General features: G+C 38.5%; 12 protein-coding genes and 2 pseudogenes. 12 read left to right on the plus strand and 2 right to left on the minus strand.

Translation table 11 applies throughout. From position 1 onward, the window contains the following. Positions 1-117: 117 nt before the first annotated feature. The 6 genes and pseudogenes from LGZ99_RS11435 to LGZ99_RS11460 form a co-directional block, all read left to right on the plus strand. Positions 118-1,032: an SPOR domain-containing protein gene (locus LGZ99_RS11435; protein WP_023043935.1), complete on the plus strand. Its 915-nt coding sequence runs from the start codon at positions 118-120 to the stop codon at positions 1,030-1,032. 84 nt (positions 1,033-1,116) lie between these two features. Further along, positions 1,117-1,929 carry an adenine-specific DNA-methyltransferase gene (gene dam, locus LGZ99_RS11440; RefSeq protein WP_023043936.1) on the plus strand — a complete coding sequence of 271 codons (813 nt, stop codon included), beginning with the start codon at positions 1,117-1,119 and terminating at the stop codon, positions 1,927-1,929. A gap of 58 nt (positions 1,930-1,987) precedes the next feature. Then, entirely contained in the window at positions 1,988-2,668 is a 681-nt protein-coding gene (rpe, locus tag LGZ99_RS11445; protein WP_021323441.1) for a ribulose-phosphate 3-epimerase, read from the plus strand. Then, positions 2,658-3,362 (plus strand): phosphoglycolate phosphatase, encoded by a 705-nt coding sequence (locus LGZ99_RS11450; RefSeq protein ID WP_036839185.1) that lies wholly within the window; start codon positions 2,658-2,660, stop codon positions 3,360-3,362. The genes rpe and LGZ99_RS11450 overlap by 11 nt, the downstream gene beginning before the upstream one ends. A gap of 4 nt (positions 3,363-3,366) precedes the next feature. Then, positions 3,367-4,404 carry a tryptophan--tRNA ligase gene (gene trpS / locus LGZ99_RS11455; RefSeq protein ID WP_036839186.1) on the plus strand — a complete coding sequence of 346 codons (1,038 nt, stop codon included), beginning with the start codon at positions 3,367-3,369 and terminating at the stop codon, positions 4,402-4,404. Between the two features lie 287 nt (positions 4,405-4,691). After that, positions 4,692-4,976, plus strand: a pseudogene (locus tag LGZ99_RS11460) (ISKra4 family transposase); the annotation flags it as partial. Between the two features lie 26 nt (positions 4,977-5,002). Here LGZ99_RS11460 and accA read toward each other — a convergent pair. Continuing rightward, on the minus strand, positions 5,003-5,962 hold the full coding sequence (gene accA / locus LGZ99_RS11465) for an acetyl-CoA carboxylase carboxyl transferase subunit alpha (protein ID WP_021323445.1): 960 nt from the start codon (positions 5,960-5,962) through the stop codon (positions 5,003-5,005). A gap of 234 nt (positions 5,963-6,196) precedes the next feature. Next, positions 6,197-6,355 (minus strand): hypothetical protein, encoded by a 159-nt coding sequence (locus LGZ99_RS11470; protein ID WP_390894011.1) that lies wholly within the window; start codon positions 6,353-6,355, stop codon positions 6,197-6,199. An 815-nt stretch (positions 6,356-7,170) separates the two neighbouring features. Here LGZ99_RS11470 and LGZ99_RS11475 point away from each other — a divergent pair. From LGZ99_RS11475 to LGZ99_RS11500, 6 genes and pseudogenes are all read left to right on the plus strand, one after another. Next, a pseudogene (locus tag LGZ99_RS11475) lies at positions 7,171-7,380 on the plus strand (transposase domain-containing protein); the annotation flags it as partial. A gap of 267 nt (positions 7,381-7,647) precedes the next feature. Next, a complete protein-coding gene (locus LGZ99_RS11480; protein ID WP_036839187.1) occupies positions 7,648-7,932 on the plus strand; it encodes an acyl carrier protein in 285 nt (94 codons plus the stop codon). A 278-nt stretch (positions 7,933-8,210) separates the two neighbouring features. Beyond that, entirely contained in the window at positions 8,211-8,810 is a 600-nt protein-coding gene (locus LGZ99_RS11485) for a hypothetical protein (RefSeq protein ID WP_152552740.1), read from the plus strand. Beyond that, complete coding sequence (locus LGZ99_RS11490; RefSeq protein ID WP_036839190.1) at positions 8,803-9,552, plus strand: SDR family NAD(P)-dependent oxidoreductase; 750 nt, start codon at positions 8,803-8,805, stop codon at positions 9,550-9,552. Before LGZ99_RS11485 ends, LGZ99_RS11490 begins: the two co-directional genes overlap by 8 nt. A 203-nt stretch (positions 9,553-9,755) precedes the next feature. Beyond that, the gene (locus tag LGZ99_RS11495; RefSeq protein ID WP_036839194.1) at positions 9,756-11,957 is read left to right on the plus strand and encodes a beta-ketoacyl-[acyl-carrier-protein] synthase family protein; all 2,202 of its coding nucleotides are present in this window, start codon (positions 9,756-9,758) and stop codon (positions 11,955-11,957) included. 193 nt (positions 11,958-12,150) lie between these two features. Then, the gene (locus LGZ99_RS11500; RefSeq protein ID WP_036839197.1) at positions 12,151-12,483 is read left to right on the plus strand and encodes an ApeI family dehydratase; all 333 of its coding nucleotides are present in this window, start codon (positions 12,151-12,153) and stop codon (positions 12,481-12,483) included. The last annotated feature ends 1 nt before the right edge of the window (position 12,484 follow it).

Below are 12,484 nucleotides of genomic sequence, written 5' to 3' on the forward strand. Positions count from 1 at the left end.
TTGTTGTGTCATAAAATAGCTACTTTATCAGACAAATTTTCATTCATTGCTATTTAGGTCAGCCTATCGGACCGACTTTAATTGCAATTGGCAGTATTAGCTCTGTTTGGAGGGCATATGGACGAATTCAAATCAGAAAATGAACAAAGGGCAGATAACGAGTTTAGGCCAGATACCTCAGACCGCCGTCCTTCACGATCACGCCAACCATTAAACAAACCCAAGTTTGCAGTTTCACGCCAGCAAATGATGATCGGGATTGGAATTTTGGTGCTGTTACTGCTGATTATGGCTATCAGTTCTGCTTTAAAAGCGCCAACTGAACATGAGAAACAGCAATCTCCAAATGTTGCAGAAAAAAATATTGATTTATCAGGTTCACCATCCAAAAACGATAACAATCAATCCGTCACATCGGAGAATACCACTGCAAATACAATTAACGGGCCACAAGAAATCAATATTCCTCCTGTCAGTGGTACCCCAACGCAACCTCAACAGCCTCAATTTAACAATGGTGAAAGCCAGCGCATTGAATTACCCGGACATACTCCTGATGCACTGACTCAGCAACAAAGTAATATAAATCATGCAGTGCAGAATCTGAATCAGGCCCAGCAACCGCAGACAGTAACACCACCACCAGCGGTACAGCAGAAACCGGAAAATATCCATCCACTGAAACCAGAAACACTTGCTAAATCAAAACCATCTACAAGTCATACCAGCAACAGCAAAAATAATGTGGCCGGCAGTAATCCGCTGAAAGCCCCGGCAAATCACTACACTTTGCAATTAAGTAGCGCCAGCCGTTCAGATACACTGACTGCTTTTGCTAAAAAGAATAACCTCACTCATTACAAAGTTTATGAAACTAAACGTAATGGGAAAACCTGGTTTATTTTGATTCATGGTGATTACAGTTCTGTTTCTGAAGCCAAACGGGCCGTTTCATCTCTGCCAGCCGAGATTCAGGCGAAAAAACCTTGGGTTAGAACAATGCAGCAAGTGCAACAAGATCTGAGAAATTAAAACAATACTTATTAGGCGCTGATATGCTGTCCTAAACAGAGTACAATCTGCGGCTCTGGAATGATTGAGTAATTAATTGACAGCATGAAAAAAAAACGCGCTTTCTTAAAATGGGCCGGTGGAAAATACCCGTTGGTAGATGATATCAAACGTCATCTGCCAGCGGGTAATTGTCTGATAGAGCCATTTGTTGGCGCAGGTTCTGTTTTTCTGAACACAGACTATGATTCTTACATCCTCGCTGATATCAACAGTGACCTAATTAACCTGTACAACACAGTAAAATTCAGGGCTAATGAGTTTATTACTCATACACGCCCTCTGTTTACCCAGGAATACAACACCGCCGAACATTTTTATCAGTTACGGGAACAATTTAACCAAAGTACCGATCCGTTCCAGCGTAGCGTGTTATTCCTTTATCTCAATCGCCATTGTTACAACGGCCTCTGTCGTTATAATTCTCATGGTAAATTTAACGTACCGTTCGGCCGTTATAAAAAACCCTATTTCCCTGAAGACGAATTACACTGGTTTGCTGAAAAATCCCAAAATGCCACTTTTATTTGTGAGCACTATCAACACACTTTGAACAAAGCACGGGAAGGCTCGGTTATCTATTGCGACCCACCTTATGCCCCTCTGTCGGCAACAGCAAACTTTACGGCGTATCACACCAACAGTTTTAACATTGCAGATCAGGAAAATCTGGCACAGATTGCATTTAAGTTATCATCAGAACGTGCAATTCCTGTTTTGATATCCAATCACGATACGCCAATGACACGAAAATGGTACCATCAGGCTTCACTTCATATTGTCAAAGCACGTCGCACTATCAGCAGGAATATCCTTGCCCGCAGTAAAGTAGACGAAATTTTGGCCTTATATCGCTAACTTATCCACCCCCTTTTGCCTCGCAATTAAGGGAGATAGAAACGATTTGGAGAAGATAATGAAAGATTTTCTGATTGCCCCATCCATTTTATCTGCAAATTTTGCGCGGTTGGGTGAAGATACAGCAAAAGTACTGGCAGCAGGTGCAGACGTTGTTCACTTTGATGTGATGGACAACCATTATGTTCCTAACCTGACTATCGGCCCTATGGTCTGCCAGGCTCTGCGGGATTATGGCATTACTGCGCCAATTGATGTGCATCTGATGGTAAAACCGGTTGACCGCATTATCCCGGATTTTGCCAAAGCAGGAGCAACTTACATTACCTTCCATCCAGAAACCAGTGAACATATTGATCGCAGCCTGCAACTCATCAAAGAGCATGGTTGTAAAGCCGGCTTGGTATTCAATCCTGCAACTCCACTGAGTTATCTTGATTATGTTTTGGATAAACTGGACATCATTCTGTTGATGTCGGTCAATCCTGGGTTCGGCGGCCAATCTTTCATCCCTGGAACACTGGAGAAGCTGCGCCAGGTTCGTAAAATCATTGACGAAAGTGGTTATGATATTCGTCTTGAGGTAGATGGTGGTATTAAAGCCAGCAATATCGCAGAAGCGGCGGCCGCTGGTGCAGATATGTTCGTTGCTGGTTCTGCTATTTTCAATCAGCCAGATTACAAAACCGTCATTGATAATATGCGTAGTGAATTGTTAAAGGTATCTCATGGCAAATAAGGTATTAAAAGGTATTCGTGCTATCGCCTTTGATCTGGACGGCACGCTGGTAGACAGCGCAGGTGGTTTGGCTGATGCACTGGATCAGGCTCTGTTAGCTAAAGGTTTCCCTGCTCCGGGAAAAGAACGGGTTGCTGTCTGGGTAGGTAACGGCGCGGATATTATGGTCGAACGTGCGTTGACATGGGCCAGAGTCGAATTGACCACACAACTGCATCAAGAAACCCGTGAGCTGTTTGACCATTTCTATGAAACAACGGTAACAACAGGTAGTCAGTTGTTCCCGGAAGTCAAAGTCACATTGGCCGAACTGGCAAAACACAACCTGCCAATAGGTATCATCACCAATAAGCCAACACCGTTTATTGCTCCTTTGCTGGATTCTTTAAGTATCAGTGAATACTTTTCATTGGTGTTAGGCGGTGATGATGTTAAAAAGAAAAAGCCACACCCGGCACCTATTTATCTCACAATGGGCACATTCGGACTGCATAAGGAAGAACTGCTCTTTGTCGGTGATTCCCGTAATGATATTTTAGCGGCACAAGCGGCTGGTTGCCCTTGTGTTGGTTTAACCTATGGATATAACTACGGTGAATCTATTGAATTAAGCAATCCAGACTGCATATTAACGAATTTCTCGGATCTGCTATCCACAATTGGACTCCCATCTTTGAAACTTCAGGAAGCATAATAAAATGAATGAACCCACTGTATCTGAAAAACTAAACTCCCAAAAACCTATTGTATTCAGCGGCGCGCAGCCTTCCGGTGAATTAACCATCGGTAACTACATGGGGGCGTTACGTCAGTGGGTTAAAATGCAGGATGATTATGACTGCATCTACTGCATCGTTGACCAACATGCAATCACTGTCCGCCAGGACCCAAAAGAATTGAGAAAACGCACTCTGGATACATTGGCACTCTACCTGGCTTGTGGCATTGATCCAGAAAAAAGCACCATTTTCGTTCAGTCCCATGTACCACAGCACACTCAATTAAGCTGGGTCCTGAACTGCTATACCTATTTCGGCGAACTCAGCCGTATGACTCAATTCAAAGACAAATCAACCCGCCATTCCGAAAACATCAACGCAGGTCTGTTTGACTATCCGGTACTGATGGCTGCGGATATTTTGGTATATCAAACAAACCAGGTCCCGGTAGGTATTGATCAGAAACAGCATCTTGAACTGAGCCGCGATATCGCTCAACGATTTAATGCTATCTACGGCGATATCTTCACTGTGCCAGAACCGTTCATCCCAACGGGTGGTGCCCGTGTTATGGCCCTTCAGGACCCAGAAAAGAAAATGTCTAAATCAGATGATAACCGCAACAACGTTATCGCTCTGTTGGAAGACCCAAAATCAGCAGCTAAAAAGATTAAACGTGCAGTCACAGATTCAGAAGAACCACCCCGCATTCGTTACGATCTGGAACAAAAACCTGGGGTTTCTAACTTATTGGATATCCTCGCTGGCGTTACCGGCAAAACTATTCCTGAACTGGAAACAGAATTTGCAGGCCAGATGTATGGCCATTTAAAAGGTGCTGTGGCTGATGCAGTTTCCGGTATGCTGACTGAGTTACAAGAGCGTTTCCATCATTTCCGTAATGATGAAGCCCTGCTGAACAAGATCATGGCAGAAGGTGCAGCTAAGGCAAAAGCCCGCGCTCAGATTACGCTGGATAAAGTGTACGAAGCTGTTGGCTTTATTGCTCATCCTTAATAATTAAGAGATAAAATGTGCACGTTTACCGCGTGCGCATTTCAAAGTGCTAACCAACCCATTTGATATTTCTCGTCATTGTAAACCTTAGATAATGTGCTGTCGGCTGATTAGTTTTCTCCAATCCTTTAATAACACTTTATTGCATCAACGATGGTAAAAGCCTAACAGATTAATCAGCCAGAAAGGTTATAACCGTTAAACAGGTATTTAAGTGTTAATAAAACGCGAAAATCACTTAAAAACAACGACATGAATTGATTTTAGCTCTTCAAGTTAATTGCGTATATATTGAAAATAACAGCATGATGATCCTGAATTACGGCGAAATGTACCGATATGGTGAGCCGATTTCTTCTTCATTTGTTGAATCGACGATCAATGAAGTCATCGCTAAACGCATGGTGAAAAAGCAGCAGATGCAATGGAGCCAACAAGGTGTGCATTACTAACTCCCGACATACACAGCGGTACTCAATGATGATTTAAAAGCCCGATTCGAGCATTAGTATCCGGGCATAAAATTATGTGAAGAAACGGATCATAATTTGACAGAGGTGGTTGCCGCATAAGTGCCCCTGACTTTTTTATGCTCTCCTTAACAATAGCCAATTGCCATAATTTTTTGGTAGCGTTCCGCCAGTAATGTTTCAATATCGAGCTTTTTCAATGCTGACAAATCGGCGAGTAGCTGTTGTTTTAAATTTTCACCCGCGATCAGATAATCACGATGAGCACCACCAAGTGGCTCTGGGATAATAGTATCGATAATACCAAGCTCTTTGAGTCGTTTCGCCGTCATTCCCATCACTTCAGCGGCAACCTGAGCTTTTTGTGCATCTTTCCAAAGAATAGATGCGCAACCTTCCGGTGAAATTGCCGCATAGGTACTGTATTCCAACATATTAATACGATCGCCAACCCCTATCGCTAACGCACCACCAGAGCAACCTTCTCCTGTGATCACACAGACGATTGGCGTTTTTAAGCAAGACATTTCCATAATGTTTCGCGCAATCGCTTCGGCTTGTCCCCGCTCCTCAGCGCCAATACCTGGATAAGCGCCCGCAGAATCAATAAAAGTCACTACTGGTATATGGAAACGCTCGGCCATTTTCATTAAGCGTAATGCTTTACGATAACCCTCAGGGGAAGGCATACCAAAGTTGCGCATCACTTTTTCTTTCGTGGTACGGCCTTTTTGCTGCCCTATTACCATCACAGGTTGGCCATCAAGACGAGCTAAACCACCAACAAGGGCTTTATCATCTGCAAATGCTCGGTCACCCGCTAGCTCTTGAAACTCAGTAAAGATCAAAGAAACATAGTCGAGGGTGTAAGGTCTCATGGGGTGTCTGGCAAGTTGGACGATTTCCCAAGCGCCAAGTTGAGAAAAAATGGTTTTCGTTAATGAAAGACATTTCTTCTCAAGTAATTTGATTTCCTCGTCGATCTTAATATCCGACAGATGGCTATTTTCTTTAAAGGTCACTAAGGCGTCGATTTTTTCATTCAATTCGACGATTGGTTTTTCAAATGCGAGAAAATGAGTAGACATAGAATCCTTAACATGGTAACCATCCCATTTTTAATGGAGGTTATTAGCAGTAGAATTTTTGTTTTATGACAGCGTCAATTTTTGAATAGGAGTTATTTCCCCTAATCCCATGTTAGGGAGTTCGTGACTATAAGTCTATAACCATCGCGTTGTTTTATCTTGGTGACCATAGATTTTTATGCTCTCGTATAGGTGTACAGAGTGAAGTTTGTTATTTATTTCTGATATACCCGCTTAACTTGAAGATGCAGGATTCAGACGGGTACGGCTTCCCGTTGTTTTCACCGCAGTTTTCTGGCCTTTGCGCATACAGCCATAAGCGAGTTTCGTCCCCTGCATGGGATGGAGGTGCTCAAGTTCGGCTTTTTGTTCATCGGTAATGAATATTTTCATGACTGATACCATGAATCCTCATTTTGGGGAAAATCAAGCAGTTTCAATGAGCACGGGTATACTACGATTTTGGATATTAACAGATAAAAAACAAAAAGCACTAAAAAAATATAAAAACAAATGAAAACCATATTGGAAGATTGTAACTAAACGTAATGAATAATAAGTTAATTAATAAAATAGAATAAAATTAACCACATATCATTTTATTAAAAATACAAATTAGACATGATATATAAAATATACTATATCTAATGAAATTATTTTTAGAATAGGAATTTTGATGTAAATAATAATTTTACAACTAGATTATATTTGCTTGAATTAATCACAGCATGGAGTCTAGTTTAGTATTGTATATTATGGATACGCGTTAAGAAATAAAAGTATGGTATTTATCACAAAAAGGAATCTTAGACTATCTTATAATAAGTGAAATTACTAAGACAGCCGGTCAGTTATTATGGCTGGTGCCTTTTTAGTCAAAGGAAAGTGCATTATTTACATTGATTGAATGAAAATCGCTATTTACGTAGGCGCATTCGCAAAAGTAGCAACAAAGTACTTATCTTTTCTAAAACTAAAAATTAGAACTATAACCATTGATAATGGCCAGGGATTTACTACTCATGATCGTACCAGTAAAAATTTAGGAAAAAAATATTGTTCCCATCCTTATTATCTTTGAGATAAAGGGATAAAAGAGGATCCTAATAGATTACTTTTTAAAAGCAAATTTTAATATCATTGATTGCTTGTAGGAGCCAAACCTAAGGGCGGTAGCGTACTCAAATAGGATAAAAGCTCACACCTAATCAGAGCAGGATTCTTTGCCCTTTACCACGGGGCGGAAAAACGGGTTATTTTCCACGTCAGCTAGCGGGGCATTCGCGAGTGCCAACTTGTACGGCCTGGTGATGACGTGTCGCGCGAATGACATCAATCCTTATTTTTACTTCCGGCACATATTTACCGAATTACCCAAACACTATTCCGGTAAGTCTTTACTTGATCTTCTACCATGAAATGTTGATCTCAGTGAGATTGAGTCTAATCGTACGGGTTAATTGGGCACTTACGACTCTCTGTAAACCTGGTATATTATTTAGTCTGTCAAAGACTGTTGAAATAATAAGGGCAGAGAGTGCGGATTTTCATCAGGGCTCTTTGAAGCCGAATATATGTTTGCGGTTTGCGACTACTTTTATTAGAAAAATATGTCATCCACTTGAATTGAGTCGGTGTTCATATAAATTATATAGTAAATTTAACATAAACCAAGTAGGAAAATTATGGATAAGAAAGAAATTATCGCTTATATAAAAGAAAAAATTATTTATGAAAATCTTGAACTCAGCGAATGGGGGCATGAACTGTCAGATATTAAAGATGATACATCTTTAATATCTGACGATGGACTGGCTTTGGATTCTGTAGATTTACTTGATATTTTTGTGGCAGTTCAACAGAAATATGGCATTGAATTAGGTAACATAACTAAAGAAATGATGGAAGAACATTGTAGAACGCCATTAACCTTAGCTGAACTGGTTATTAATAATCTTGGTGGTAATTGAGATAAATAACATATACCCAATAGATTTCAAGTTGCAGCGTGGCGGCAAGTGAACGCAGCCAACAAAGCAGCAACTTGAAAGATGAAGGGTATAAATGGTCATTAGATAGTACGTGATGGGTCATTTGAATTTATTTTTATATGACCCGTCAATCCATTTACGAATAGTTGTTAAACCTATAAGTACTTCTATAGAATATGAAAACACTAATTATAACCAACTATCAATCAAATCTCGTTGAACATATATTCAATAACCTTGACTCTGACGATATTCTTTTGCACTCAGTAGATATTAAATATAACACTAAAGAAAATTCAAAAGTTAAGTTGATTGAGAAAATTGAAAATCATAATGATACTTATGAAAATGTCATTGTTGATTTGAGATACAATGAGCAAGAAGACTTAGAAAGAATAGTAGACAGTCCTGATATCAACAATAGAGATGGTCTTTTTTCAAATACAGTAACTGATAATGTTCTATTTGTAATGCAAACGATAAAGGGTTTAATATTAGATAACATAAAATCAGGTAAGGGAAAATACTTCTTCCTGTTGCAAGATGATTCATTCGGTTATCTAGACAGCTGTTATAGCTCTCCAGTATACAATGAGACAATAACTGCAATGTCGAAATCCTTAGCAAAAGAGTACTCTCGTTACAATATGTTTTTTAATACATTAGTAATTCAACCCGAGTTAAAGGAGTTGAAACTTGATCGAAATAGTAAAGAAGTTTTAAAAAACTATGCATTGAAATATAAAACAATCAACTATGAGGATGTAACTAAGTTTCTAATTTCAATGATTCAAAACGAGTTTCCCCTAAATGGGGCTACGATACGGCTAGGAAATGGAGTTGTAGACTATGTCTAAGAAAGTAGTACTCATTACCGGAGGCGGCAGAGGGATCGGTAAAGAAATTTGCATGAAACTATCATCCGAAAACACCCATGTAGCTCTAACATATACAAGAAATTCATATAAGGCAGAAGAAGTTAAACATTACCTAGATGAAAGAAACATATCATCTTCTATCCATATGCTAGATATTAAAGACTTCAACATGTGCAAATCAATAGTTGAGGAAATTGAAAAAAAACAGGGTTCAATAAATATACTTGTAAACAATGCAGGTATAACTTTGAGTAAACAATTTGTCAGTTGTAATGATGCAGAGAATAAAGACGTTTTATATACTAACCTTCAAGGCGTTATAAACATGACTTTAGCTTCTGTCCCATCCTTGAAAAACTCCACATCTAGCAACAATATGGGAAGAATTATAAACATATCCTCAAACACATCGCTTTGCGGCAATGCGGGTCAAGTAGCATATAGTAGCTCCAAAGGAGGCGTCAATGGATTCACAAGGCTTTGCGCAAGAGTTTTATCAAAATACAATATCATTGTGAATGCTATTGCCCCCGGATATATCGACACCGATATGACAAATGACATCCCAAAAAGTATCTATGAGCATGTATTACGTGCTTCAGCTATAAGTCGTGTAGGAAACGTGGAAGATGTCAGCTCAATAGTTAAATTACTATGTGATGAAAATTGTAATTACATGACTGGTCAAGTGCTCCATGTTGATGGTGGAAAGTTCTGTTAAGTATCTAATAAGGTCAGAGCAGGATTCTACTTTGCGTAAAAATTATCCATTTCGCAGATATTGATAATTTCTCACATTCAATACGTTTTATTGATAGGTTTTGACATCTCAGCTACGTATTTATTGAGCTGCCAGAGGGTTGTTTTTATACATAATAATCATATAAAGAATGTGAGATCCCGCTCTGCTAATAAGGTAAATTAATGAAAAATTCAATTATTATTGCTGGTATGGGATTGTATACCCCACCTGTTCCTAATTTAGACGAATTAAAATTGTATATTGAAGACAAACACAAGCTAATAAATAACCATGAATACAATTCTATTGGAATAAAAAATGCGACTGTATCTGTTCATGATATAGAATGTACAGATTCTTTTGGAAAAAATGGTTGGATTAATAATGCTTCTATTTTTGCTTTACGAGCAACTCAAGAAGCTATCAAAAATTCAGGATTAGATCTTGATGATTATGATAAGAGTAGGATTTCTGTTGTATTAGGCAGTTATAACTCTGGGACAGATAGTTACTCAAAGATGTTCTCTAAAGTACTGAAAGGAAACGTAGAACAAGTAAAGCTTAGTGAACTTATGTCATCAATGTTGTCTCATTGTAGTAACGCTATTGCATCCCGTTACAACATCGAAGGAAAAAACATTGTCGTTTCATCAGCATGCTCTTCTAGTTTAACCGCTGTGGGTATAGCTACTGATTTATTAAACTCTAATAAAGCTGACTTAGTAATTTGTGGAGGCTGTGACTGTATTGATCTGCCGGTATTGGCTGGATTTAATAGTTTGAGCGCATTAAATGAAGGAAGATGTGCACCTTTTTCAGAACTTAAAGGGATAAATTTAGGTGAAGGTGCAGGTATTTTTATACTAGCAAGAAATAATGACGAAAATAGTAGTAAATGGTTAATAACGGGATATGGTGCGTCAAGTGACGCTTATCATGAAACATCACCAGAGCCAAATGGGGCAGGAGCCATACAGGCCATTGATGCAGCTCTATTTGCCGCTGACCTTAGTAGAAAAGATATAGATTTAATTTCTGCCCATGCTACAGGCACAAGCGCAAACGATGTACCAGAATCGCATGCTTACGACAAGCTGTTTGGTAACGATATTCCAGTGAGCGTAATGAAACCTTTTTACGGTCATACATTAGGAGCTTCGGGAATTATAGAGCTCATCAGTATTTTGTCTCTTCTAGACGCCGGTATTACACCAGAAAATAATAATGTATTAAAACTCAGAGAAGATTGTAGCCCTATAAATCTTAATTACAAAAACTACCCTAGCCAGAAAATTAAGACTATATTGGCAAACAGTTTTGGCTTTGGTGGAAGTAATAGTGCACTAATCGTAACCAAAAACAGTTGTAATCGAGAAATTAAATATGAGAAAACAGCTATACCTATAATAAAAGCGAGCTCTAATGATGGTGAATTCAAAAAAATAATCAAACCCGAAGGAAGTGTTTTTGGGGAAAAGTGTAGGATTAATCAACAAAATAAAAGATTTAAAAGGGATTCACCGGAGATAAAATTCTGCATAGAATCTGTAGGAGATGTGATTGATGGCTTTGAGGATGTAATACAAAGTAGTCCTAGAGCCGGATTAATTACAGGGAACTCACAAAGACCGCAAAAATGTTTAGAAACTTATCTAAAGTCTATCTATGAAGGTGATCCCAAGTTTGCAAGTGCTCGTCATTTTCCTGGGCATATCGTTAGCGCAATCTGTGGTCAGGTGTCTATCGCGCATAAAATTAGTGGACATTGCACGGTATTATGCAGTCCAACAGCTGCTTTCGAATATAGTGTCGATCTTTTAAGGAGCAATACTCAAGATTATATGATTGCTTGTTCAAGTGATGAAGTAACGCCTGCACAAGAAAGTGTTATAAACCATTTGTTTAAAGATGCCGAATGTAACCTTTCTAATGGGAGTGCAGCTATTCTATTGTCCAATAGAGAAAATCTAAATAAGACTAATGGCAAGCCAATAGCGTGGGTGCGAAGTATACTTCATTCTTCTTATAACGGACTAGTGTTGAGGAATGACATGAAGTTCCATAGTATTTTGGAGCGTCTCATTCTTGATTCTTGTGAGGAAGCATGTATAAGCTATGAAGAAATTGACCATTGTATTTTATCCAGCTCATTGATTGATAATGATATATATGATGGTGCTCGAAGTGTGTTGACCAAATACAACTCAAATCTACTAGTTGAGATTAAGAATGAGAAAAGGCTTTCATCTGACTTTATGACAAATATTGTGGAAGCAACCGAGAAGATATCAAACAATTCTAAAAAAACCGTTTTGGTAATATCGATAGATTTATCTTCAAATATCGGTGTTTGTATTATCTCTAAAGAAGAGAGATTGTCATAACCAGATATCTTTAAATAGGTAAAAAAGTAAGTAAAATTAAAAGAAATAATCACTTCTTATGTGGGTGTTGCGCTGGTTCTTATGCAGATTAAGTGTGGCGCTACGATCAATTTTAATTCGTCACTGATAAAATTTATATCCACCCACTTTATTCTTTTAAAAATAATACATTATACTCCGGAGATAACTTATTTTGAATAGAAAAAACAGTCATGGAGCTATTGTTGAAACTATTTCGAGTGAATCTTTTTCCATACTATTCCCTCATAGTTGTTCATTTTTTAAGGGGCATTTCCCAAACAATCCTATTGTCCCTGGCGTGCTGCTATTGGATACAATATATGACAATCTTGTCAAAATAGGCGTGCTAGATATTAATGGCATAGATAACGCTCGTTTCTATAATACCGTTACACCAAATGAGAAAATAACAGTTAAGTTAAATAATTTATCGAATAAGGTTGTTTGCACAGCAAAAAATGAAAAAGGTAAGGTGTTAAAAGCTAGTTTTATGAAAAGGCTTTGAT

This window comes from Photorhabdus temperata (assembly GCF_025384845.1).
Lineage (GTDB): Bacteria > Pseudomonadota > Gammaproteobacteria > Enterobacterales > Enterobacteriaceae > Photorhabdus > Photorhabdus temperata.

Excerpts from the sequence above, each read along its gene's own strand:
- LGZ99_RS11435 (WP_023043935.1), top strand. The coding sequence starts at position 118 with ATGGACGAATTCAAATCAGAAAATGAACAAAGGGCAGATAACGAGTTT.
- dam (WP_023043936.1), top strand. The coding sequence starts at position 1,117 with ATGAAAAAAAAACGCGCTTTCTTAAAATGGGCCGGTGGAAAATACCCG.
- rpe (WP_021323441.1), top strand. The coding sequence starts at position 1,988 with ATGAAAGATTTTCTGATTGCCCCATCCATTTTATCTGCAAATTTTGCG.
- LGZ99_RS11450 (WP_036839185.1), top strand. The coding sequence starts at position 2,658 with ATGGCAAATAAGGTATTAAAAGGTATTCGTGCTATCGCCTTTGATCTG.
- trpS (WP_036839186.1), top strand. The coding sequence starts at position 3,367 with ATGAATGAACCCACTGTATCTGAAAAACTAAACTCCCAAAAACCTATT.
- accA (WP_021323445.1), bottom strand. The coding sequence starts at position 5,962 with ATGTCTACTCATTTTCTCGCATTTGAAAAACCAATCGTCGAATTGAAT.
- LGZ99_RS11470 (WP_390894011.1), bottom strand. The coding sequence starts at position 6,355 with ATGAAAATATTCATTACCGATGAACAAAAAGCCGAACTTGAGCACCTC.
- LGZ99_RS11480 (WP_036839187.1), top strand. The coding sequence starts at position 7,648 with ATGGATAAGAAAGAAATTATCGCTTATATAAAAGAAAAAATTATTTAT.
- LGZ99_RS11490 (WP_036839190.1), top strand. The coding sequence starts at position 8,803 with ATGTCTAAGAAAGTAGTACTCATTACCGGAGGCGGCAGAGGGATCGGT.
- LGZ99_RS11495 (WP_036839194.1), top strand. The coding sequence starts at position 9,756 with ATGAAAAATTCAATTATTATTGCTGGTATGGGATTGTATACCCCACCT.